The sequence below is a fragment of the Caenispirillum bisanense genome (assembly GCF_900230255.1).
In the GTDB taxonomy this organism is placed as follows: Bacteria; Pseudomonadota; Alphaproteobacteria; order Rhodospirillales; family Rhodospirillaceae; genus Caenispirillum; species Caenispirillum bisanense_A.
This window is the reverse complement of sequence record NZ_OCNJ01000005.1, coordinates 401,927-424,775: the sequence shown is the minus strand read 5'-3', so window position 1 is coordinate 424,775 and position 22,849 is coordinate 401,927. Positions and strand designations below refer to the sequence as shown.

The window sequence follows — 22,849 nt, the reverse complement described above, 5'->3', positions numbered from 1 at the left end:
ACCGCCAACCAGCCATTCGGCCAGTGGGACAGCATCTTCCCCGACAAGGCCATGACCGTCGCCGCCATCGACCGCCTCGTCCACCACGCCGTCATCTTCGAGATGAACGTCGAAAGCTACCGCCGGAAGACCGCCGTCGATCGGGCGATGTCGCGCCGCGACACCGCTTCCGGGCCAGCGACATCGCACGAGGAACCCGGCGACACCGGACAGGAGACCTGAACGACATCCGCCAGCGACACCGCCCGGCGACATCGCCGTTGCGCTGACCGCGAGGCCGATCCATCATCACCACCGTCGCGGTCCATCGTGTCACCTTCGATGTCGCGCGCTCCTCACCGACGATGTCGCTCTACAGTTCGGGGTCGGCACGAAGCGGGAGAGGCGACCGTCTTCGAGGTCGTAATCCTCAGGAATGCCAGCGTCTTCGGGCGGCTGATCCCACTCGACGAGGTTCTCCTCACCGAGATGCTCGACCAGCATGTTCCAGGTCATGCCTTCAGCAGCCAGATCACCGACATCGAAGCCCTTCGCCACCTGCCCCTCGCGAGGAACGAGCTTTCCGTCCTTGACGGTGAATTGGGCGATCCGCTCGATGCGGACGCGGCCGAAGCGGGCGACACCCGCCGCAAGGCAATGCTCCGACACAGTCTGCATGGCCGACTGGCCCGCATCGTCCAGATCGGCGAAGCCGATGACGGTCTTGCCCCGAAGCGTCGACCAGTCGGTACGTCCGACGCTATTCGCACCGCCCTGCCAGGTCGTCGGCACCCATTCGCTGGTGAAGACCCGCATGCGTTCGACGCACTGTTCGCCCTCGACCACGGCGACGTGCGTCGCGTTCTTGACGGCCAGCACATTGTGCACCTGACGCGGGGCGTTCACGCCCTTCTGGGTCCACGTCAGGGTACCGTCGGCCTGACGCAGGACAGACCAGGGGCGGAAGGTCTTCCGCGGCTTGCCCTTCTCGTCGAGAACCTCGGTGCCGTTCGCGTCGATCTTGTGATAGCGGACGACGTAGTTGGAGAGGGAGCCGTCGAGATTCTGGTAGTCGGAAACGAGGGCGACCTTGAAGCCGCGAAGGTTGAAGTCGGGCTGGGGAGCGTCGGGCGGGACGGTGGTCAGCAACTCCTCGCGGCCCGCGTTGTCGTTGGCCGCCGAACGGGAGCGTTCTTCCTCGGTCAGCGGGGCGAAGGTCTTGGCGATGGCGGTGTCAGTCATGGTCCACTCCCAGCATGACGGCGAGGTTGCGGGCGGCCTCGATCTGGCGAAGGCCGTGGAGGTAGGCGACGAGACCGATCAGGTCGCCGCCCTTGTCGCCCGTGGCGAAGTCGGCCCAGCGGCCCGTCTTGACGTTGATCTTGAAGGAGCCAGGGCGGTGGTCGTCGCGACGGGGATTGCGGGCGACGTATTCGATGCCGTTGAGCTTGCCGTCGGGGAGAATGCGACGGCAGATGGCCGCCGCGTTGGGAAGGGCCGCGTCGTTCACGCGGCGGAAAAGATCATGTTTCATGCCGAAACGTCTCCATGGGAGGTTGCGGCGGCGGGGCTAGTCGGGTGTCGATTCCAGTTCCAGCGGCCCGCCGCCAGGGGATCAGCGACCGCAGGGGCCGCTGAAGCGGGGCAGGCGGACGCGGGACAGGCATCCGCCGTTGGTGGCGGGACGGCGGCGGTAGTCGACGCCGTTGAAACCGTTGGGCGAGAGGGTGCCGACCAAGCCTTCGTGGGCGGCCAGCCAGGTCACGAGGCGGCTGTAGACGCGGATCTGGTAGCCGTCGAAAGGCATCGAGCGGGTGCCAGCGTCGAGGATGTCGCGGACCGTCTTGGCACGCTCCTCGGCGGGAATTTCGAGGTCGTCCAGCTTCGCGTCGATCTCCGCGACGGCATCGCCGATCTCGTCGACGGTGAAGAAGGCGTCGCTGGTCCAGATGCGGTGGTAAAGGCGGAAGCGGATTTCGTCCTCGTAGGGGAAGTCCAGGCCGACGGTGAAGGGGTAGCTTTGATCCATTTCTTCGCTCTCCGTGCTTCGGGCATAGCCCAGGGTTCGCGTTCCGCGGTAGGCGGACACGGCTCGGCCACACAATCTGCGGCGGCCGATGTTCGGGTTGACGGGAGCGGCGAGGCGGTGTAGGACTTGGGTGTCGATTCCAGTTCCAGCGGCCCCGCCGCCCGTCAGCCACGGCCTCTAGGTCGTGGCTTTCTGCTTTTGAAGTCCGTCCTCCTCAGTTGTCGTTGGCCGCCTTGCCGATGTTCATGGCACTGTTGGTGTACTGGTGGACGGCGGCGATCCACTGGGGCGGCACAATGCCGAAGAAGAGGTGCCAGTCGCGGGCGTCGCAACCAGGGGCGGCCTTGCGGATGGCCCGATCGACGCCCCGTTTCACGTTGTGGCGGGCGAAGTCGATGTAGGGGACGAGGCGGGGGTCGTTGGTGGGAACGTGAACCGTCAGACGAACCTCACGCTTGTTCGGCCAGCGGGCGTCCTCGGAGATAAAGATGCGGTCCATCGCCATCATGACCTGTCGTTCGTGAGGCGTCATAAGGCGTTCGCAACCCTCGTCCCAGGTCTGTCGGTTCGGGTCGTTGTCGGCGGTGAGCCACACGGAGTCCACCGTCTGCTTCCAGGTGACCTGGGTCTTGCCACGGCAGATGCCGTGCTTGAAGATGCTCGCCAGGTAGTGGTGCGTCGTGAAGTGATACAGTTCGAGCGTCTGCGACATCGGAAATTTCCTTCGTTTTTGGTGGGGAAAGAGGAAGTCAGCCGCGGCGGCGGCTCGGGCGTCCGACGGTCCCGTTTTCGTTCGCGGCAAGCCACTCACGGATCGCTTCGACGCGATACATGATGACGCGGCCGATTTTGATGCGGGCGGGGCCACGACGGGACGCATGGAGACGCTGGAGGGTCCGAACGGACACCCCCAGGATCTCGGCGGCTTGCTCTTGGGTGAGGTGGTCCGACAACGGGTTGTTGTCGTTGGCGGCCGTGGCGACGGCGATGTCGTTGCCGTGGCGGTAATCATTGGTCATTTGTCTCTCCCTGTTCTGTGGTTCGCCGCGTGGCGGCGGCTGACAGGGAGAGTATCGAATAGGCTGGTGAAGAGGTCGATGGGGGTAGGAGACCCCTGTCGCCTATCCCTTTAGGCGTTGCTTCCGCAGAGACTTCTTGGACTGGTATTCTGCGAGGGTTCGCCTTTCGTCGTCGCTCAGTGGGTCAAGATGGACCTCTTCGAGAGGGCGGGTTCTGAGACGCGGAATTTCATCATCAGGATTTTCGATCTTTCGGGCGGCCAGGATGTCGAAGATGCCGTATTCAAGGCCGAGAATGCGGAAGCTTTCGGCTGTGGCCGCAAAGTCGGCCCACCACTGCGGGCCGCGGTTCGCTGATGCCTTCGGTTTGTCTGCTCTATCGCCAACTAGCCGCTGGGTCATCGAAATGTGGGCGGCCCAGAGGTGTGACAGGTGCCAGTAGCTCTTGTAGGCTTTCTGCCATCTTGTGGACGAAGTTCCCTCGGGGGTGCCGTAGTTCCCGATTTTCATTTCGATGTAGAATTTGTCCAGCAGGGTTCCGACCTTCGTGAGGGAGTCCGCCGTTCCGCGGCCCGCTGGTATTTGCTCTTCAGGATGAAAATGCCTAATGCGGAGGAGAAGCGAGAATCCCTCGCCGACCATCCATCCCCTCACGTTGCGGACCCGAATTTGTTGTTCAAAGGCGGACGCGTCCACGGAAGGCATCGCAAGGTCATCCAAAGACGAGATCGGTGAAAAATTGCTGGTGTTGCAAGACTGCTTCCGCTCGATCATGGCCATGTATTCCGAAAACCATTTTTCGTCGTTTCCTGCCAGCATCAGGCCGCACAGCACATCCGTATCCATGAACAGCTTAGTTTGGGCGTCGCACCGTGCGTCGTCTTCCTCGGGGCTCATGCTCGTTCCTTGGCGGGCTTCTCGTTGCCGCTGATCCGCGTCGCCGCCGCGTTGGTGGCCGCTCGAAGCGGGTCATCGTAGAGGTGGGCATACCGCAGGGTGGTCTGGGCCTGCGTGTGCCCAAGAAGAGCACCGACGATGGGTAGCGACAAGCCCTGCAGAAACCAGCACCGTAGTTATACCGCAGGTCGTGGGGGCGGGCGTCGGTCAGTTCCGCCTTGCCCAGCACCTCGCTACCTCCCTTTCAGGCACATGATGTCCAGCCCGAGTGCCTCATAATCGAGAGCTTCTACAGCCTCTGCGAGGTCGGCTGCATCGTAGTCGGTATAGTCGTCAGTTTGGCGAAACCTTTCGAGGGCTGGGAGGTCGTCATCGTGCCCAACGAGGGCGGCAACAGTCATCACGTCGATCTTCGCCTTGTTCCGTAGCGTCGTAATAAAGGTGCGGCGAAGGCTGTGAAAATCCATGAGCGGCTCATAGATGCCGCAGCGTCGGCGATAGTTGGTGAAATGCCCCGAATAGGTGTCTCCGAGCTTCTTTAGGCGGCCAGTAGGCGAAAGCTCGGTGAAGATTTGGCATTCCTGATCTGCCTGTTCGAATAAATCAAGAAAGCCTAGCCTCCGCAAGTTGGAGTGGATCGGGACCAGCCGTCGGCTATTCTCGGTCTTGAGCCGCCGAGGGCCATCGTCGTTGATATTGATGCAAGCGATACCGTTTGCGTCGAATACCAAGTCTTCCTTTCTGAGCTGTGCGATTTCTTCTAGTCGAGCACCCGTCCACAGGGCTACTACAGGAAGCCACCAGTAGGCATCGCGGAAGATGTCAGGCCCTGGAATGTACCGCTTTGAGAGATCCTCTTTTCTGCTGCCAGTTCCACTCCAGATTGGGGACGCAAACAGCTTGTTAAGGTGGTCGATGGACCAAGTCTTTCTTTTTTCTACACCAGGAACAAAGTCGCTCAGCTCAACGTCTTCAAAAATAGACACAACTTCATCCATCGGACCCCAACGAATATCCTTGTTGGCCGATTGAAAAAAATCCTTGACATGCGTAATGTGCTTTTCGAGGGTCGTAACCCCGAGGGTTGGCTTGCCTTCAGAGTCCTTGAGAAGCTCCTCGACCGTGATGATTGCGTCGCGGGGCGACTTTCCAAAGCTCTTCTTAATTTTTTCGAGGGTCCGAACCCAGGAGACTACGTCAGTCGCCGTGTAGTCGGCCAAGCTTTTGTCGCCGACGATGCGAGCGAATGTTCGGATGTAGTGCTTCATGTGCCGACGACCATCGTCCTGAAGCCGCTTTTTCTGCTCGTACGCAGACTCAAGATATTGAAGGACCGTTGGAATCTCTCGTTTCTGCACGGAGGCACCCGCCCTCGACACAAGAGATTTCAGATGCTCCGCTTGATCGGTGAGACTTTTCAGTTTGGCGATATCCGCGACACGCTGGGCTTGGATGTCCAGGGCCTTCAGTTCTGAAGCGGCAAGGCGAAGCTTGAGGGATTGCTCCTCGCAGGCTCGGATATCCTCGACCGCTTTCCGTAGCCCATTGAGCGTCCGTTCCGTTTCACGGTTCCTGGCTTCCTGTTCCGCGACTGACGCTTCCAGAGAGACCGTGTCCATGAGAACTGCAATGAGTTCATCCTTCGGATTCGCCAAGACCCTAATCTCCGAGAAGACTTTCGATAGCCGAGTGAACAGCACCGATCCACGCCGCTTCGCCTCTGCTGGAGAAGAGGTTCTCAGGCTACGGCGGATCTCAGTGCGTCCCGTCTTGTCTACCAGATCAAGCGGGACCCTGCACCGCAGATGGTAAGTCCCTCCGCGGCGATGGATGTGGGTCGCGAGCGTTGCCATGCGTGGCCTCCGTGATACACGGGGCTGGTCCACACATATGGTCCACACGGGACTTGGCCGCCTGTTAAGGCACTGAAATGTCTATCTCGGGGAAGATGGCTGGGGCGGCAGGATTCGAACCTGCGAATGGCGGTACCAAAAACCGCTGCCTTACCGCTTGGCGACGCCCCAGCAGCGCCGGCCGGAGGCCGGGGAGGGACGCGAAAGTAGTCCATCCGGCGCGCCCGCGCAAGCCGCTCCGATGCCCGATCAGGCGAGCGCACCCTGCTCCCCGGTCGCTGCGCGGGCGGCCCAGGGGGTGGTGGCGGCGCTGGCGGGGTCGGGCTGCCAGCCTTCGCGGTGACGGTGCAGGAAGGCCGTGATGTCGTCGCCCATCAGCGGGCGGCTCAGCAGGTAGCCCTGCAACTGGTCGCAGCCGCCGGCGCGCAGGTAGTCGAAGTGGGCCTGCGTCTCCACGCCCTCCGCCACCACCTTCAGCCCGAGCGAGCGGGCGAGCGAGATGATGGCCGCCACGATGGCGCGGTCGTCGGCCTCGCTGGTCAGGTCGCGCACGAAGCCCTGGTCGATCTTCAGCGCGTCGAGCGGGAAGCGCTTCAGGTAGCTCAGCGAGGAATAGCCGGTGCCGAAGTCGTCCACGGCGACCCGCAGCCCCATGCCCTTCAGGCGGCGCAGGGTGGCGATGGACTGTTCGGCGTCGTCCATCACCATGCTCTCGGTGATTTCAAGCTCCAGGTTGGCCGCCGGCAGGCCGGAGCGGCCGAGGGCGGCGGCGACGTCGTCGATGAGGGTGCGCTCGCGGAACTGGCGGGCCGACAGGTTCACGGCGACGGTCAGGTCGGCGAAGCCCTGGCGGCGCAGGCCCTCGGCGAAGGTGGTCGCCTCCTGCAGGATCCAGGCACCCAGCGGCACGATGAGGCCGGTCTGTTCCGCCACCGGGATGAACTCGGCCGGCGACACCATGGGCCGACCCGCCGGCAGCCAGCGCACCAGCGCCTCCAGCCCCACCACCTGGCCGGTGCGGGCACAGACCTTGGGCTGGTAGGCGAGGGCGAACTCGTGGCGCTTGAGGCCGCGGCGCAGGTCGGCCTCCAGGGTCAGGCGGCGGAACACGGCGGCTTCCATGTCCTGGGTGTAGAACTGGAAGGTGTTGCCGCCGGCCTCCTTGGCACGGGCGAGCGCCACGTCGGCGTTCTTGAACAGGGCCTCGGCGTCCAGGCCGTCGGTCGGGTGCACGGCGACGCCGACCGAGGCGCTGGTATAGAGCTCGTGCCCCTCCAGGTGCAGCGGCCGGGCGAGGTCCTGGTAGGCGCGGCGCAGCACGGCCACCGTCTGCTGCACGTCGGTGAAGCCGCGCAGCACCAGGGCGAACTCGTCGGCGCCCAGGCGGCCGACGGTGTGCGTCTCCACGTCCACCACCGCCGACAGGCGCTCGCCCACCTCGCGGATGAGGGCGTCGCCGACGGCGTGGCCGAGGCCGTCGTTGAAGGTGCGGAAGTTGTCGAGGTCGAACAGCGCCAGCGCCACCGTCTCGTCCGGCTTGCGCAGGCCGATGGCCATGGCGAGGCGGTTCTTCACCATGGCGCGGTTGGGCAGGCCGGTCAGCGCGTCGTGGTAGGTGCGGAAGTGCAGTTCCTCGGCGCTGGCCTTGGCGTCGGTGACGTCGTGGAACAGCGCGACGTAGTTGCGCGGCCGGCCGTCCCAGTCCTCGATCATGGTGACGGTCAGCATGATGGCGTATTCGCTGCCGTCGGGGCGGGTGTTCCACACCTCGCCCTGCCAGCGGCCTTCCTGGCGGGCGGTGCGCCAGATGCCGGGGAAGTCCTGGTCGGCGCGGCTGGCGCGGGTGAGCGTGCCCCAGTGGCGGCCGACGGCATCGCCCGGCAGCACGCCGGTGATGGCGGTGAAGGCCGGATTGACCGAGACGATGCGCCCTTCGGCGTCGGCGACGATGACGCCTTCCACGGCGCTGTCGAACACCTTGCCGGTGATGGCGAGCTGGGTTTCGGCGGCGGCCCGGCTCGCCATTTCCTGCCGCAGGTCGGCGTTGGAGCGGGACAGCGCGGCGGCCTTCACCCGCAGGCGGGCGAGCACGGCGGCGACGTAGAGCACCAGCAGCACGGCGGTGCCGAACAGCAGGCCGCGGAACAGGGTGGCGCGCTCGCCGGCGGCGGCGAAGGCGGCGGCGTAGGAGGCATCGACCCGCCGCGCCGGCGCCTCGATGGCGACGCCGGTCGCCGCCCGCAGGTGGGAATCGAGGCTCGCCTTCTGCGCCGTGATCATGTCCAGGTGCGCGAAGGCCGTCGCCAGCGTCTGGTCGAGCAGGGCGCTGCCGCCCTGGGCCGCGGTGCCCAGCTGCCGGCGCGCCTCGGCGACGGCGTCGGACAGCGGCTCCGGCCCCGGCCGGGTGTCGTCGAGCACGGCGCGCAGCAGGGCGCCGGCGGCGCGCTCGGCGGCCATGCGGCGCGGCGACGTCAGGCGCGTGGTGTCGAGCTCGGCCAGGATCTCCTCGACGGCCGTCGGGAAGTAGGCGAGGGAGGCGTGCAGCACGGCGTTGGCGGACTTGAAGGCCTCGATGTGGTCGTCCTTGCGGGCGAGTTCGCGGCGCAGGTCGGCGACGGCGGCGCGGGCCTCGTCGCGCCAGGGGGTGTCGAGGCCGTCGGCGAGGCTGTCGAGGCGTCCGGCGTGGGCGTAGAGGGCGCGCAGGTGCTCCACCAGCGGGTCGACATGCGCCAGATAGCCGTAGCGCGCCAGCACGAGGTCGCGGTTGAGCGTGGCATCCCGCTGGCTGAAGGCCTGCACCTCGGCGGCGGCTTCGCGCGGCAGGGCGGTGTCGACCCGGCTCTGCAGGAAGAACACGGTCAGCGCCCCGACCAGCAGCGCGCCGACGATCTGGATGGCGACACGTCCCGGCGTCATGATCCCACCTTCCGCACCGGCGGGCGGATGGTGCCGGGCGGGGTGCCGGTCAGGGTGCGCAGGAAGGCGCTGATGGCGGCGACGTCGAGGTCTTCCGGGCTGCGGCCCACCTGGTAGTAGGCCATGAGCCGCACGGCGCCTTCCAGGGTCGCCACCGAGCCGTCGTGCAGGTAGGGCGCGGTCTCGGCCACGTTGCGCAGCGACGGCACCTTGAAGACGTGGCGGTCCTGTTCCTGGCCGGTGACGGCGAAGCGGCCGAGGTCGGCTTCGGGCGAATCACCACGGCGCGGGAAGAAGGGGTGGAACAGCCCGACCTTCTGCACCATGGTCCCGCCCATGGCCTTGCCCTGGTGGCACGAGGCGCAACCGTAGGACTTGAACAGGGCGTAGCCGCGCCGTTCCTCCTCGGTCAGGGCGGTGGCATCGCCGCCGAGCCAGCGGTCGAAGCGGGAGTCGGGCGTCACCAGCGAGGCGACGTAGGCCGCCAGCGCCGCCTCCGCCAGCGGCCGGTCGAGGCCCTGCGGCGCGCGCTGCGTCACGGCCGGGTCCGCCGCCAGGCGTGCCGTCACCTGCGGCCAGGTGGCGCCCATCTCCTCCTCCACCGCGTGGCCCACCTGCTGCGGCAGGGAGCGGTATTCGGCGGCCCAGCCGTAGCGGTCGTGGAAGGCGAGGTTGAACAGGCTCGGCGCGTTGTAGGGCCGCAGGACTCCGCCGGGGCCGACGGCGCGGGGTCGGCCGTCGTCGCCGCCGGTGGCGAGGTCGTGGCAGGACGCGCAGGACAGGGTGCCGTCGCCCGACAGGCGGGTGTCGAAGAACAGATGCCGTCCCAGGTCGGCGAGGGCGGGGTCGACGGGCACGGCCACCGGCACGGGCTCCACCGGCTCGCCGGCGACCACCACGCGCGGCACGTCGCCGGGCTGCACCGGGCCCTCGGCGGCGGCGCAGGGCGCGGCCGGCAGGAGAAGCGCGACGGCACCCGCGGCGGCCCGCAGGAGAGCGGCCCCACGCGAGCGCGGCGCCGACGGTCGGAGCCGCCCTTTCCCCATGCCGTTGGTCGAGCTCGCGCACGACTGCATCGCGTATCCCTACCAGGCGACTAAGCTTTAAGCATCATGATGCAGGCGAAAGGGGTAGTGGACAAATAAAAAAGGCGAAGCCGGCCTCCTTCCGGCCGGCTTCCCCTTATGCGCTAGGACCGTTGGATTACCTGCGCGCAGACGGCGCATCACCCTTCGGTTTGTGGGGACCAGCGCAGCACCGGCTTGCGGGCTGCCAGCGTCTCGTCGAGGCGCCGCCGCGGCGTCAGGCGCGGGGCCTGCTTGAAGCTGTCGGCGTCGCTCTTCGCCTTTTCCGCCAGATGACGCACGGCGGTGATGAACACGTCGAGCGTCTGGCGGCTTTCCGTCTCCGTCGGCTCCATCAGCAGGGCGCCGTGCACGACCAGCGGGAAGTACATGGTCATGGGGTGGAAGCCCTCGTCGATGAGCGCCTTGGCGAAGTCCAGCGTCGAGACGCCGGTGTCCTTCAGGAAGCGGTCGTCGAACAGCGCCTCGTGCATCACCGGCGCCGGGAACGACGGGGTCAGCACGTCCGACAGGCGGGCGTAGAGGTAGTTGGCGTTGAGCACGGCGTCGTCGCTGGCCTGCTTCAGGCCGTCGCGCCCCATGCTCATCATGTAGCCGAGCGCCCGGACGAACACGCCGAACTGGCCGTGGTAGCCCTTCATGCGGCCGAAGGGATGCTTGCCGGCGGCGGCGCAGGCGGGGTCCTTCACATGCTCCACCAGCCGGAAGGCGCCGTTCTCCTCCACCACGAAGGGCAGCGGGGCGAAGGGCGCCAGCGCGTCGGACAGCACCGTCGGGCCGGAGCCGGGGCCGCCGCCGCCGTGCGGGGTGGAGAAAGTCTTGTGCAGGTTGATGTGCATGGCGTCGACGCCGAGGTCGGCGATCTTCACCCGCCCCATGATGGCGTTGTAGTTGGCGCCGTCCATGTAGACGTAGGCGCCGACGTCGTGCACCGCCTGCGAGATGGCGATGATGTCGCGCTCGAACAGGCCGCAGGTGTTGGGGTTGGTCACCATGAAGGCGGCGACGTCGGGGCCGAGGGCGGCCTTCAGGGCGTCGAGGTCGACGCGGCCGTCGTCGGTGGCCGGGATCGACTTCACCGTGTAGCCGACCAGGGCGGCGGTGGCCGGGTTGGTGCCGTGGGCGCTTTCGGGCACCAGCACCACCTTGCGGGCGTCGCCCTTGTGCTCGTGCGCCTGGCGGATGGCGAGCATGCCGCACAGCTCGCCGTGGGCGCCGGCGGCGGGCGACAGGGCGACGGCCGGCATGCCGGTCATGGCCTTGAGCCAGCGCGCCAGCTCGTGCATCAGCTCGAGCGCGCCCTGCACCGTCTGCTCCGGCTGGAACGGGTGGATGTCGGCGAAGCCCGGCAGGCGGGCCAGCTTCTCGTTCAGGCGCGGGTTGTGCTTCATGGTGCACGACCCCAGCGGGAAGAAGCCGGTGTCGATGCCGTAGTTCTTCTGCGACAGGCGGGTGTAGTGGCGCACCACCTCGGGCTCCGACAGGCCGGGCAGGCCGACGGCCGCCTTGCGCCGCAGGCCACCGAGGCGGTCGTCGACGTTGGGGGCGGGCGGCAGGTCCACGGCGGTCTTGCCGGGGCTGTCCATCTCGAAGATGAGCGGTTCTTCCACCACCAGGCCGCGGTTGCCGGTGACGGTGGAGCTGTTGGCGCCCTGCATGGCGTCCATGGCGGTCAGTCCTTCAGGCATCACAGCACCTCCGCGAGGGCGGCGACATAGGCGTCGATGTCGGCCTCGCTGTTCATTTCGGTGGCGGCGACGATCATCACCTCGGCCAGTTCCTCGTACTCCGGCCAGAAGCGGCTGGCGGGCACGCCGGCGAGGATGCCGCGGGCGGCGAGCGCGTCGACCACCTCGGCGGCGGGCTTGGGCAGGCGCACGGCGAACTCGTTGAAGAAGGCGCGCGGCAGCACCTTCACGCCCTTCACCTGCGCCATCTTCTCGGCCAGCAGCACGGCGGTCTTGTGGTTCAGCTCGGCAAGGCCGGTGAAGCCCGCTTCGCCGAGCAGCGTCATGTGGATGGTGAAGGCGAGCGCGATGAGGCCCGAGTTGGTGCAGATGTTGGACGTCGCCTTCTCGCGCCGGATGTGCTGCTCGCGGGTCGACAGGGTGAGCACGAAGCCGCGGCGGCCGTCCTCGTCCACCGTCTCGCCGCACAGGCGGCCGGGCATCTGGCGGACGAACTTGTCGCGCGTGGCGAACAGGCCGACGCCGGGGCCGCCGAAGCCGGTGGGCGTGGCGAGCGACTGGCCTTCCGTCACCACGATGTCGGCACCCATCTCGCCCGGGGGCGTAACGAGGCCGAGCGACAGCGGCTCGGCCACCGCCACCACCAGCAGGGCGCCGTGTTCGTGGCAGGCGTAGGCGAGCGTGCTCAGGTCCTGCAGGTGGCCGAAGAAGTCGGGGTTCTGCACCACCACGCAGGCCGTTTCGGTATCAATCCGACCCAGCAGGTCTTCCAGGCACAGGGGATCGGGGGCCAGCGTCTCGCAGAAGGCATCGGTGAACTTGAGGAACGTTTCGGTGGTGGACGCAAACTGCGGATGCAGGCCGCCCGACAGGATCACCTTCTTGCGCCGGGTGACGCGCACCGCCATGGCGGCGGCTTCGGCGCAGGCGGTGGCGCCGTCGTACATGGAGGCGTTGGCGACCGGCATGCCGGTCATGAGCGCCACCTGGGTCTGGAACTCGAACAGGTACTGAAGCGTGCCCTGGGCGATTTCCGGCTGGTAGGGGGTATAGGCGGTGAGGAACTCGCCGCGCTGGATGAGGTAATCCAGGCTCGCCGGCCAATGGTGGCGATAGGCGCCGCAGCCGAGGAAGCTCGGCCCGTCGGCCTGGGTCATGTTCTTGCGGGCGAGGCGGCCGAGGGTGCTTTCGACGGCCATCTCCGACTGGTGGGGCGGCAGGCCGACGATCTCGGCACCGCGGGCGGCCTCGGGCACGTCCTTGAACAGCGCATCGACGCTCTCGGCGCCGATGACCTGGAGCATGGCCTGCCGGTCGGCGTCGGTGAGGGGAAGGTATCGCATGGGGATCGGTTCCCTGGTGTTTGTGCGCAGGAGACGGGGGCGGCGCCGGGTCCGTTAGCCACCAAGACACCAAGGACACCAAGGGCGGCGGTGCTCTTCGCCGCCCTCTCAGTTCAGTGTCATGGCCGGGCTTGACCCGGGCATCCACGGCGCCACCGGCGCCAGCCGACTGGCTGCGGCGCCAGGACCGACCACGTGGATGCCCGGATCAAGTCCGGGCATGACACTGATCTGATGATGGTGCCGTTCGACCCGACCTCTTGGTGTACTTGGTGTCTTGGTGGCTATACTGCGCTGGCGCGCTGGCCCGAACCCCGCCGGCCGTTACAGCGACGCCACGTAGTCGTCGTAGGCGGCCTGGTCCATCAGGCCTTCGGTGTCCGGCTCGCCGTCGAGCTTGATCCGGTAGAACCAGCCCTCGCCGAAGGGGTCGAGGTTGATGGTGCCGGGGCTGTCGGGCAGGGCCTTGTTGAAGGCGACCACCTCGCCGCCGATGGGGCTGTAGACCTCGCTGGCGGCCTTCACCGATTCCACCACCGCGGCCTCTTCGCCCTTGGCGAGGGTGCGGCCCACTTCCGGCAGTTCCACGAACACCACGTCACCCAGCTGTTCCTGGGCGTAGTGGCTGATGCCGACGGTGGCGGTGTTGTCGTCCTCGACGCGGACCCACTCGTGATCCTTGGTAAACCACATGGTCATGTGACTCTCATCCCCTGTAATAGCGCTGTTCGACGAAGGGCAGGGCAACGACGCGCGCCGGCTGCGGCTTGCCCCGCACGAGAAGGGTGACGGCCGTGCCGGGTTCGGCGAAGGCGGTCTCGACGTAGCCCATGGCGATGGGGCCGCCGACCGTCGGGCCGAAGCCGCCCGAGGTGATCTCGCCGATGCGGCGGCCGCTGTCGTCCTGGATTTCGGTATGGGCGCGGGCCGGGGCCTTGCCCTCGGGCTGGATGCCGACGCGCAGGCGCGCCGTGCCCTCGGCCAGCTGGCGCTGGATGACGGCCGCACCGGGGAAGCCGCCCTCTTCGCGGCGGCGCTTCTGCATGGCCCACACTAGCGCGCCTTCCACCGGCGTCGTGGTGGTGTCGATGTCGGAGCCGTAGAGGCAGAGCCCCGCCTCCAGCCGCAGCGAATCGCGGGCGCCGAGGCCGATGGGCGCCACCCCCGGCTGCTCCAGGATGTGGCGCGCCAGGTGCTCCGCCTGATCGGCGGGCACGGAAATCTCGAAGCCGTCCTCGCCGGTATAGCCCGATCGGGTGACGAGGCAGGGGACGCCGTTGACCTCCAGCTTGCCCGCCGACATGAAGGTCATGGCCGCCGAGGCCGGAGCCAGATGCTCCATCACCTTGGCCGCGCCGGGGCCCTGGAGGGCGAGCAGGGCACGGTCCTCCAGCACGTCGACCGTGATGCCGCGCGGCTCCAGGTGGCGCTTCAGGTGGGCGAAGTCGGCGTCCTTGCAGGCGGCGTTGACCACCAGGATCAGGCAGTCGCCGGCGTTGGACACCATGAGGTCGTCGAGGATGCCGCCGTCGTCGTTGGTGAACAGCGTGTAGCGCTGGCGACCGGCCTTCAGTTCCTGGATGTTGCTCGGCACCAGGGTTTCCAGGGCCTTGGCCAGCTCCGCCACGGGCGCCCCGGTCAGGCGGCACTGGCCCATGTGGCTGACGTCGAACAGCCCGGCGTGCTCGCGGGTGTGCAGGTGTTCGTTCAGCACCCCCATGGGGTACTGCACGGGCATGGAATAGCCGGCGAACGGCACCATCTTGCCGCCCAGCTCGCGATGCAGCGAGTCGAGCGGCGTGGTACGCAAAGCGTCGCCGGCAGTGGGGGTATCCGTCATACGGGTCCTCCGACAGCCAAGGCATCGACCGCGGCCGGACTCCGGCTGCGGCGGGTGATGCCCCCCTCTGTCTCAGGACCTGAAAGATTCACCGGCGTCGCAATGGCCGGCTTACTTCGTCGGTGGGGTGACCGGGCGGGCCTGTCCAGGGCAGGCCGCGGCGATCAACCGCTTTCCAGAGCGTCCCCCTGACCCACGCGGTCCTTTTGCCTGAGAGTTTCCGGGGGCGGTTGCTCCTTCGGCGCCGGTGCGGCCGTGGCGGCGTGGTCCGGCGGTTGGTCCGGGGTGACGACGAACGGCGACCGATCTCTCCCGCGTGGCGGATCGGGACTGCATCAGTGTAGAGGACTGGCGGGCGCCGTCAACGGGCTCGCGCAAGGACGGCGGAACCGCTTGGTCTCCGGCCACCGGCGGTGGTATGACCGGCGCAACCCGCCTTTCTCCCGCTTCCGGAAGCTTCTCCGCCCCATGGCGCACATCGTCCTGTCCGATGCCGGCATCGCGTTCGACGGCACCACGCCGCGCACCCGGCCGCTCGGCGGCGCCGAAGGGGCCTTCGTGGCGCTGGCCGAAGCCCTGGCGGCGCGCGGCCACCGGGTGGAGGTGCGCAACGCCTGCACGGCGCCGGTGGAGGTGGCGGGGGTGGCGTGGCGGCCGCTCGCCGAGGGCTTCCCGGCCGCCTGCGACCTGCACATCGCCAACCGCTCGGACAAGCTGTTGCGCGCCCTGCCGGGGGCGCGGCGCACCGCCTTCTGGGTCCACAACCCCTGCCGCTACCTGCTGAAGGCGCGCTATCTGTGGAAGCTGGCGGTGACGCGGCCGGTGATCGTCTGCCTCGGCGCCTATCACCTGTCGACCCTGCCCGCCTGGGTGCCCGACGGCGGCCGGTTGGTGATCCCGCACGGCCTGCCCGACACCTTCCTGCACGCCGCGCCGCGCGAGCCGCCGGCGCCGCGGGCGGTGTTCACCTCCAACCCCTTGCGCGGGCTCGACTGGCTGCTCGACCGCTGGGAGCGGGACATCCGGCCGCAGGTGCCGGAGGCGGGGCTCGATCTCTACTGCGGCCCCGGCGTCTATGGCAGCGTCGGCGACCGCAAGGCCGACGCCATGCGCCGCGTGCTCGACCGCGCCCGCGCCCTGGCCGGCGCCGGGGTGGTGCTGCACGATCCGTTGCCGCGCGAGGCGCTGGCGGCGGTGCTGCAGGAGGCGCGGGTCATGCTCTACCCCGGCGACCTCAACGAGACCTTCTGCTTCGCCGTCGCCGAGGCGCAGGCGCTCGGCCTGCCGGCGGTGGTGCTGAACCAGGGGGCGCTGCCGGAGCGCGTGCGGTCCGGCGGGACCGGCTTCGTCGCCACCGATGACACGGCTTTTGTTTCCGATGCCGTGCGGCTCTTGCGCGACGATGCACTGTGGCGGAAACTCCACCGGACCGCGCTGGCGGAACAACGGTCATGGACCTGGAACGATGCCGCCGCCGCCTTCGAGCGGCTGCTGCCGGAGGACTGATGGAGCGTTTGCGGATTCTACAGGCCATGGCCGGTGCCGAACACGGCGGCGCCGAGCTGTTCTTCGAGCGGCTGGTGACGGCTTTGCACCGCGCCGGCATCCAGCAGCACGTGGTGCTGCGCCAGAACGCCGAGCGCGGCCGCAAGCTGCGCGAAGTGGGGCTCAACCCGGTGGAGCTGCCGTTCGGCGGCCGCTTCGACTTCAAGACCAAGCCGGCCTTCAAGCGCGAGATCGAGCGCTTCAAGCCGCACGTGGTGCTGACCTGGATGAACCGCGCCACCAGCTTCTGCCCCAAGGCGGAGGGCTTCGTGCACGTGGCGCGGCTCGGCGGTTACTACGACCTGAAATACTACCGCGGCTGCGACCATCTGGTCGGCAATACCCACGACATCGTCGATTACCTGGTGAAGAACGGCTGGCCGGCGGAGCGGGCGCATTACCTGCCCAACTTCGTCAATGCCGAGCAGGCACCGGCCGCGCCGCGCAAGCCCAACTACACGCCCGACAGCGTGCCGCTCATCTTCGCGCTCGGCCGCCTGCACGAGAACAAGGGCTTCGACGTGCTGCTGAAGGCCATGGCGCGGCTGTCCGACGTCTATCTGTGGATCGCCGGCGACGGCCCGCTGCGTCAGCAGCTGGAGGACCAGGCGCACGCGCTCGGCATCAAGCCGCGGGTGCGGTTCCTGGGGTGGCGGGAAGACGTGGCGTCGCTCTATGCCGCCGCCGACATGTTCGTCTGCCCGTCGCGGCACGAGCCCCTCGGCAACGTGGTGATCGAGGCCTGGGCGCACGGCCGCGCCGTCATCGCCACCGCCAGCCAGGGGCCGGCCAAGCTCGTCACCGACGGTGAAACCGGCCTCCTGACGCCGGTGGACGACCCCATCGCGCTCGCCGACGCCATCAAGAAGCTGATGCGCGACAAGGACCTGCGGGCGAAGCTCGGGGCCGCCGGCCGGGCCGCTTACGAGGCCGAGTACACCGAGGCCCAGGTGGTGGCGCAGTACCGCGACTTCTTCACCCGCGTGGTCGCCGAGAAGGCCGTGGCGGCGGCGGAGTAGGGCGCATGTGCGGCATCGCCGGAGCCATGAGCCGCGACGGCTCGCCCGTTGCGCCCGATCTGCTGGCGCGGCTGGCGGCGGCGCTCGGTCATCGCGGGCCGGACGGGCAGGGCACCCATCAGCGCGACGACGTCGGGCTGGCGCACGCCCGCCTCGCCATCATCGACCTGCAAGGCGGTCACCAGCCGCTGTTCGCCGGCGACGACCTGGCGCTGGTCGCCAACGGCGAGATCTACAACTACCGCGAACTGCGGGCGGAGATGCCGGGCGAGCCCTATCGCACGCTGTCCGACTGCGAGCCGCCGCTGTATCTCTACCGCCGCCGCGGGCTCGCCTTCACCGACGCTTTGCGCGGCATGTACGCCATCGCCCTGCACGACGCCCGCGCCGGGCGGCTGGTGCTGGCGCGCGACCCCTTCGGCATCAAGCCGCTGTATTACGCCGAGACGGACCGTCTGTTCGCCTTCGCCAGCGAGCCCGCCGCCCTGGTCGCCGCCGGCATCGTGCCGCCCAAGGTGGCCGAGGCGCCGCGCGAGGAACTGCTGAACCTGCAGTTCACCACCGGCGCGGCCACCATCTTCCCCGGCATCCTGCGCGTGCTGCCCGGCGAGACGCTGGTGGTGGAGCGCGGCCGCATCGTCGACCGCCGCCGCCTGTCGGCCCTGCCGCCGCCACGCACCGGGCCGGCGGTGCGGCGCGAGTCCGTGGCCGTCCAGGCCTTCGACCAGCTGTTCGCCGAGACGGTGGAGCTGCACCAGCGCTCCGACGTGCCCTACGGCATGTTCCTGTCGGGCGGCGTCGACAGTTCCGCCGTGTTGGCGATGATGGCGCGGCTCAACCCGCAGCCGGTGCTGGCCTTCACCGCCGGCTTCCCCGAGACCGGCGTGCCCGACGAGCGCGAGCACGCCCGCGCCGTCGCCCGCGCCGCCGGGGCGGAGCATGTGGAGGTCGCGGTCACCGAGAAGGACTTCTGGGACCACCTGCCGGCCATCGCCGCCTGCATGGACGACCCCGCCGCCGACTATGCCGTGGTGCCGACCTGGCTGCTGGCGCGCGAGGCCCGCAAGTCGGTGACCGTCATCCTGTCCGGCGAGGGCGGCGACGAGCTGTTCGGCGGCTACGGCCGCTATCGCCACGCCATGCGCCCGTGGCCCTTCGCCAAGCCCATGCGCCGCAAGGGCACCTTCGACGGCCTCAACGTGCTGCGCCAGCCGCCCGGCGCGTGGCGCGACGGCTTCGCCCGCGCCGAAGCGGCGGCGGCCGGCCAGAAGTGGCGGACGCGGCTGCAGGCGGCGCAGGCTCTCGACATCGCCGACTGGCTGCCCAACGACCTGCTGACCAAGCTCGACCGCTGCCTCATGGCGCACGGCATGGAGGGGCGGGTGCCCTTCCTCGACGTAGCGCTGGCCGCCTTCGCCTTCCCGCTGCCCGACCGCCTGAAGGTGCGCCGCGGCCACGGCAAGTGGCTGCTGCGCGAATGGCTGCGCCGCACCCTGCCGGCGTCGCAGCCGTTCACGCCCAAGCGCGGCTTCACCGTGCCCGTCGGCGAGTGGATCGCCCGCCACGGCGCCATGCTCGGCCCCATGGTGGTGGCCCAGCCGGGCGTGGTGGAGCTTGTGGACCCGGAAGCCGGCCGCCATCTCTTCACCAGCGGCGACAAGCGGGCGCGCTTCGCCGCCTGGACGCTGCTGTTCTATGCCCTCTGGTACCGCCGCCACGTGCTCGGCCGGATGCCGGAGGGCGACGTCTTCGCCACCCTGACCGCCGCCCCCTGACAGGAGATTCCGCCGTGGCCGACCGGTATGACCTCATCCTCCGCAACGGCACCGTGCTCACCCCCTCGGGCCGCGTCGCCACCGACGTCGGCGTCCGCGCCGGCCGCATCGCCGCGCTCGGCGTGCCCGCCGACGCCGAGGCGGCCGAGGTGATCGACTGCACCGGCCTGCACGTGCTGCCGGGCGTCATCGACAGCCAGGTCCACTTCCGCGAGCCGGGCCTGGAGCACAAGGAAGACCTGGCGACCGGCACCCTCGGCGCCGTGAAGGGCGGCGTGACGGCGATCTTCGAGATGCCGAACACCAAGCCCTCGACCACCACCCCCGACGCCATCGCCGACAAGCTCGCCCGCGCCAAGGGCCGGGCGTGGTGCGACCACGCCTTCTTCATCGGCGCCGCGCCCGAGAACGCCGAGGACCTGGGCGGGTGGGAGACGCTGCCCGGCTGCGCCGGCGTGAAGATCTTCATGGGCTCGTCCACCGGCTCGTTGCTGGTGGAGCAGGACGAGGTGATCGCCCGCGTGCTCGCCAACGGCCGCCGCCGCGTCGCCGTCCACTGCGAGGACGAGGAACGCCTGCGCGAGCGCAAGCACCTGGCCGACGAAGGCGCCCACCCGCGCCTGCACCACGTCTGGCGCGACGCCGAAACCGCCCTGCGCGCCACCCAGCGCCTCGTGAAGCTGGCCGAGGCGGCGCGCCGGCGCGTCCACGTACTGCACGTGACGACGGCGCAGGAGATCCAGTTCCTCAAGGATCACAAGGATCTGGTGACGGTGGAGGTGCTGCCGCAGCACCTGACCATGACGGCCGATGCCTACGAGACGCTCGGCACGCTGGCCCAGATGAACCCGCCGATCCGCGAGAAGGAACACCAGGATATGCTCTGGTGGGGCATCCAGCAGGGGGTGGTGGACGTCATCGGCTCCGACCACGCGCCGCACACGCTGGAGGAAAAGGCCAAGCCCTACCCGGCGAGCCCGTCTGGCATGACCGGCGTGCAGACCCTGGTGCCCCTCATGCTCGATCATGTGGCGGCGGGGCGCCTGACGCTGGAGCGTTTCGTCGACCTGACCAGCGCCGGCCCGGCCCGCATCTACGGCATCGCCGGCAAGGGCCGCATCGCGGTCGGCTACGACGCCGACTTCACCCTGGTCGACCTGTCGGCCCGGCGCGAGATCACCAACGCCTGGATCGCCAGCCGCTGCGGCTGGACGCCGTTCGACGGCAAGACGGTGACCGGCTGGCCCAAGGCGACGATCATCCGCGGCCGCATCGTCATGCGCGACGACGAAGTCCTCGGCGACCCGGCGGGGCGGCCGGTGCAGTTCCAGGAATGCTACGCGGGGTGAGGGTGTACAGCCTTTTGTGCATTTTTTGTTCTTGCCGGCTGGCGGCGTACACCGCCGTCCGGTAAGCTGTGCTCGTAGGTCGAGGGAGGAGTGACGGGAATGCGCGTGGCTGGCCTGTTCGCTGGAATCGGCGGCTTGGAGCGGGGCTTGGCCCGGGCCGGTCACGACGCCGCTCTCCTGTGTGAGATCGAGCCGGCGGCGCGCGCGGTGCTGGAGGCGCGATATCCGGACGTTCCCTGCCCCGAGGACGTCCGGACGATCGCGGCCTTGCCGGTCGACGTGGACCTCGTGGCCGCCGGGTTTCCCTGCCAGGATCTGAGTCAGGCAGGCCGCACCGCCGGAATCGGCGGGCTGCGCTCTGGTCTGGTGGGCGAGGTCTTCCGCTTGCTCGAAAAGCGCCGCGCCCCGTGGGTCGTCCTCGAGAACGTGCCGTTCATGATGCAACTCGCCGGCGGCAAGGCATTGGACCACGTCGTGTCCGCCCTGGAGGCGCTCGGGTACCGGTGGGCCTATCGCGTCGTCAACACCCTGGCCTTCGGGCTGCCGCAGCGCCGCAAGCGGGTGTTCATCGTGGCCTCCACGGTCGCCGATCCGGCCGACGTGCTACTCGTCGACGACGCCGATTTCCGGGAGCCGCCGACGCGGCTGGGGGAGCAGGCTCATGGGTTCTACTGGACGGAAGGCGTTCGCGGGCTCGGCTGGGCGGCGGACGCCGTCCCGACGCTGAAGAACGGCTCGACGGTCGGCATTCCGTCACCGCCGGCCATTCTTCTTCCCGACGGCCGATTGATCCAACCCGACATTCGGGATGCCGAACGCATGCAGGGTTTTCCGGCGGATTGGACGGTGGCGGCGGAACGGGTGGCGCGAGCCTCGCGGCGGTGGTCGCTGGTCGGAAACGCCGTGAGCGTGCCGGTCGCCGAGTGGCTCGGACGACGTCTCGCGACGCCCGGATCCTATGGCGGCGACCGTGACCGGGAGATGCCGGGCAAAGGGTGGCCGGCGGCCGCCCGGTTCGACGGTCGGCGGCGCATCGCGGTGGAGATCGGTGAAGCGCCCGTCGTGCTCGAACGGCCGCCACTGCACGAATTTCTCCAGTACCCGGGCAAGCCGCTCTCGGAGCGGGCGACCGCCGGCTTCTACCACAGGGCGCGTAAAGGGTCGCTGCGGTTCCCCGAGGGCTTCCTGGATGCGGTCGCGGCGCACCTGGACCGGGTGCGCGGCGGGGCCGCGGTTCCCGTGGCGGCCGAGTGAGCGGCATCCCGTCGGTGGTAACGGATCCGGAGCGCTCGCGCCTCATGACGCGGGTCCGGCAGAAGGGGACGGCGCCCGAACTCGTCGTCCGGGGGATCCTGCGGTCTCTTCACCTGGGGTATCGCCTGCAGGCTCGCGATTTGCCGGGGTCTCCGGACATCGTCAACCGGCGTCGTCGTTGGGCCGTCTTCGTCCACGGCTGTTACTGGCACCACCACACGAGTTGTCGGCGTGCTACCGTCCCGAAGCGCAACCACGAGTTCTGGACCGCCAAGTTCGCCGCGAACCGGCGGCGCGACGCCCGCGTGGTGCGAGACTTGCGCCGGCGAGGCTATCGCGTCGTGATCGTCTGGGAATGCGAAACCGCCGCTCCGGACGTGCTCGCGGCCCGGCTGGAGCGGATCCTCGCTCACAGGTGAGCGAAGCGGGTGGCGTAGATGTGGGCGAACCGCGCGATCATGGACTCGTAGGAGTAGATGTCGCCGCTCGCCGGCGCCGGCGGCCCTTCGATCAGCCGCACCGGCGTGCCGTCGTTGCGACAATCCACGGCCGTGATGGCGAAGGCGTCGAACCCGGCGTCGCCGAGTTTCGAGCGGCGCGGGATCTGCGTCATCTTGGCGACGACCAATTCCGCCGCGCGGGGTTGAACGTGATCGGAGACACGCGGCGGCATTTGCGAAAGCGGCCACTTGTTCAAGTCGGTGCTGACGAAGGTCGGTGCGACGTTGACCATGACGAACCCCGCGGCGATGGCCTGGTCGGTGGCCCCGTGGGTCGTGGCGTGGCTGGAGTTCAGTTCGTCGTAGAGCCGCGGCAACGCGCGCTGATGCGCCGTCATGCAGGCTTTCGCCTCGAGCGCAGCGAGCACGCTGCCGACGGGCGCGCCGACGAGCTGCGGCAGGGCAACCAGCGCCGACCGTTCGTCGTCGGACAAGTCGATCTCGTAGTGTTCGACCATGGCCGCGAAAGTGCTCGGCGGTCGCCCCTTCGGCACACCGGCCGCCGGCGTGCACAGGACCAGGTCGAGCACCTTCTTCCTGTTGTGCTGGAAGTCGGTCATCTTGTGGTTGATGCCGAAGGCGACCTTGCCGCTTTCGATGTGGGATCGCAACAGACCGCATGTCAGCAGGAGGTCGAACAGGATGCCCCAGCAGGCGACCTTCGAATGGTGGTCGCTGCGCGAGTGATATTGCCAGAGGTTCCCGTGGGCATCCTCTCGCGTAGGGCGGCTGAGCGTCCGCGCCAAGATACTGGGACC

At 68.5% G+C, this 22,849-nt stretch carries 21 protein-coding genes, 1 tRNA gene, 1 pseudogene and 1 riboswitch; of the genes and pseudogenes, 7 read left to right on the top strand and 16 right to left on the bottom strand.

The features are described from left to right. Nucleotides 1-222: ATP-binding protein (locus tag CRP50_RS13895; RefSeq protein WP_176525166.1), on the top strand; the 222-nt coding region annotated here is incomplete at its 5' end. Nucleotides 223-312: 90 nt separating this feature from the next. On the opposite strand, the gene CRP50_RS13890 is transcribed toward CRP50_RS13895, so the two are convergent. The 15 genes and pseudogenes from CRP50_RS13890 to gcvT all read right to left on the bottom strand — a co-directional run bounded on the left by CRP50_RS13890 (nt 313) and on the right by gcvT (nt 14,649). Next, nucleotides 313-1,221, bottom strand: a complete 909-nt coding sequence (locus CRP50_RS13890; protein ID WP_097279766.1) for a hypothetical protein — start codon at nt 1,219-1,221, stop codon at nt 313-315. Continuing rightward, on the bottom strand, nt 1,214-1,513 hold the full coding sequence (locus CRP50_RS13885) for a hypothetical protein (protein WP_097279765.1): 300 nt from the start codon (nt 1,511-1,513) through the stop codon (nt 1,214-1,216). Before CRP50_RS13885 ends, CRP50_RS13890 begins: the two co-directional genes overlap by 8 nt. A gap of 81 nt (nt 1,514-1,594) precedes the next feature. Beyond that, nucleotides 1,595-2,008 carry a hypothetical protein gene (locus CRP50_RS13880; RefSeq protein ID WP_097279764.1) on the bottom strand — a complete coding sequence of 138 codons (414 nt, stop codon included), beginning with the start codon at nt 2,006-2,008 and terminating at the stop codon, nt 1,595-1,597. Between the two features lie 214 nt (nt 2,009-2,222). Further along, nucleotides 2,223-2,720, bottom strand: coding sequence for a hypothetical protein (locus CRP50_RS13875; protein ID WP_097279763.1), 498 nt, complete (start codon nt 2,718-2,720; stop codon nt 2,223-2,225). Nucleotides 2,721-2,757: 37 nt separating this feature from the next. After that, nucleotides 2,758-3,027, bottom strand: a complete 270-nt coding sequence (locus tag CRP50_RS13870; protein WP_097279762.1) for a helix-turn-helix domain-containing protein — start codon at nt 3,025-3,027, stop codon at nt 2,758-2,760. A 102-nt stretch (nt 3,028-3,129) separates the two neighbouring features. Next, nucleotides 3,130-3,924 carry a hypothetical protein gene (locus CRP50_RS13865; RefSeq protein WP_097279761.1) on the bottom strand — a complete coding sequence of 265 codons (795 nt, stop codon included), beginning with the start codon at nt 3,922-3,924 and terminating at the stop codon, nt 3,130-3,132. Between the two features lie 233 nt (nt 3,925-4,157). Continuing rightward, entirely contained in the window at nt 4,158-5,579 is a 1,422-nt protein-coding gene (locus CRP50_RS13860; protein ID WP_176525165.1) for a site-specific integrase, read from the bottom strand. Nucleotides 5,580-5,594: 15 nt separating this feature from the next. Continuing rightward, a pseudogene (locus CRP50_RS26515) lies at nt 5,595-5,777 on the bottom strand (DUF6538 domain-containing protein); the annotation flags it as partial. 96 nt (nt 5,778-5,873) lie between these two features. Next, nucleotides 5,874-5,948 (bottom strand) — tRNA-Gln (locus CRP50_RS13855). Between the two features lie 78 nt (nt 5,949-6,026). Next, nucleotides 6,027-8,693, bottom strand: coding sequence for an EAL domain-containing protein (locus CRP50_RS13850; protein WP_097279759.1), 2,667 nt, complete (start codon nt 8,691-8,693; stop codon nt 6,027-6,029). Next, nucleotides 8,690-9,616: a cytochrome-c peroxidase gene (locus CRP50_RS13845; RefSeq protein WP_176525164.1), complete on the bottom strand. Its 927-nt coding sequence runs from the start codon at nt 9,614-9,616 to the stop codon at nt 8,690-8,692. The genes CRP50_RS13850 and CRP50_RS13845 overlap by 4 nt, the downstream gene beginning before the upstream one ends. 302 nt (nt 9,617-9,918) lie before the next feature. Continuing rightward, nucleotides 9,919-11,466, bottom strand: a complete 1,548-nt coding sequence (gene gcvPB, locus CRP50_RS13840) for an aminomethyl-transferring glycine dehydrogenase subunit GcvPB (RefSeq protein WP_176525163.1) — start codon at nt 11,464-11,466, stop codon at nt 9,919-9,921. Beyond that, complete coding sequence (gene gcvPA, locus CRP50_RS13835) at nt 11,466-12,809, bottom strand: aminomethyl-transferring glycine dehydrogenase subunit GcvPA (RefSeq protein ID WP_097279757.1); 1,344 nt, start codon at nt 12,807-12,809, stop codon at nt 11,466-11,468. Before gcvPA ends, gcvPB begins: the two co-directional genes overlap by 1 nt. 324 nt (nt 12,810-13,133) lie before the next feature. After that, a complete protein-coding gene (gene gcvH, locus CRP50_RS13830; protein WP_097279756.1) occupies nt 13,134-13,508 on the bottom strand; it encodes a glycine cleavage system protein GcvH in 375 nt (124 codons plus the stop codon). 7 nt (nt 13,509-13,515) lie between these two features. Next, a complete protein-coding gene (gcvT, locus tag CRP50_RS13825) occupies nt 13,516-14,649 on the bottom strand; it encodes a glycine cleavage system aminomethyltransferase GcvT (RefSeq protein WP_097279755.1) in 1,134 nt (377 codons plus the stop codon). A 188-nt stretch (nt 14,650-14,837) separates the two neighbouring features. Next, nucleotides 14,838-14,974, bottom strand: a riboswitch (glycine riboswitch). A 143-nt stretch (nt 14,975-15,117) separates the two neighbouring features. Between gcvT and CRP50_RS13820 the strand changes: the two genes are divergently transcribed. From CRP50_RS13820 to CRP50_RS13795, 6 genes are all read left to right on the top strand, one after another. Beyond that, entirely contained in the window at nt 15,118-16,155 is a 1,038-nt protein-coding gene (locus tag CRP50_RS13820) for a glycosyltransferase family 4 protein (RefSeq protein WP_097279754.1), read from the top strand. Beyond that, a complete protein-coding gene (locus CRP50_RS13815; protein ID WP_097279753.1) occupies nt 16,155-17,213 on the top strand; it encodes a glycosyltransferase in 1,059 nt (352 codons plus the stop codon). Before CRP50_RS13820 ends, CRP50_RS13815 begins: the two co-directional genes overlap by 1 nt. Nucleotides 17,214-17,218: 5 nt before the next feature. After that, on the top strand, nt 17,219-18,988 hold the full coding sequence (gene asnB / locus CRP50_RS13810) for an asparagine synthase (glutamine-hydrolyzing) (RefSeq protein ID WP_097279752.1): 1,770 nt from the start codon (nt 17,219-17,221) through the stop codon (nt 18,986-18,988). Between the two features lie 14 nt (nt 18,989-19,002). Beyond that, a complete protein-coding gene (locus CRP50_RS13805; protein WP_097279751.1) occupies nt 19,003-20,337 on the top strand; it encodes a dihydroorotase in 1,335 nt (444 codons plus the stop codon). 99 nt (nt 20,338-20,436) lie between these two features. Beyond that, nucleotides 20,437-21,591, top strand: a complete 1,155-nt coding sequence (locus CRP50_RS13800; protein WP_097279750.1) for a DNA cytosine methyltransferase — start codon at nt 20,437-20,439, stop codon at nt 21,589-21,591. Further along, nucleotides 21,588-22,010 carry a very short patch repair endonuclease gene (locus tag CRP50_RS13795; RefSeq protein ID WP_097279749.1) on the top strand — a complete coding sequence of 141 codons (423 nt, stop codon included), beginning with the start codon at nt 21,588-21,590 and terminating at the stop codon, nt 22,008-22,010. The genes CRP50_RS13800 and CRP50_RS13795 overlap by 4 nt, the downstream gene beginning before the upstream one ends. On the opposite strand, the gene CRP50_RS13790 is transcribed toward CRP50_RS13795, so the two are convergent. Continuing rightward, nucleotides 22,001-22,837, bottom strand: a complete 837-nt coding sequence (locus CRP50_RS13790) for a hypothetical protein (protein ID WP_217992047.1) — start codon at nt 22,835-22,837, stop codon at nt 22,001-22,003. The genes CRP50_RS13795 and CRP50_RS13790 overlap by 10 nt on opposite strands. Nucleotides 22,838-22,849 lie beyond the last annotated feature (12 nt).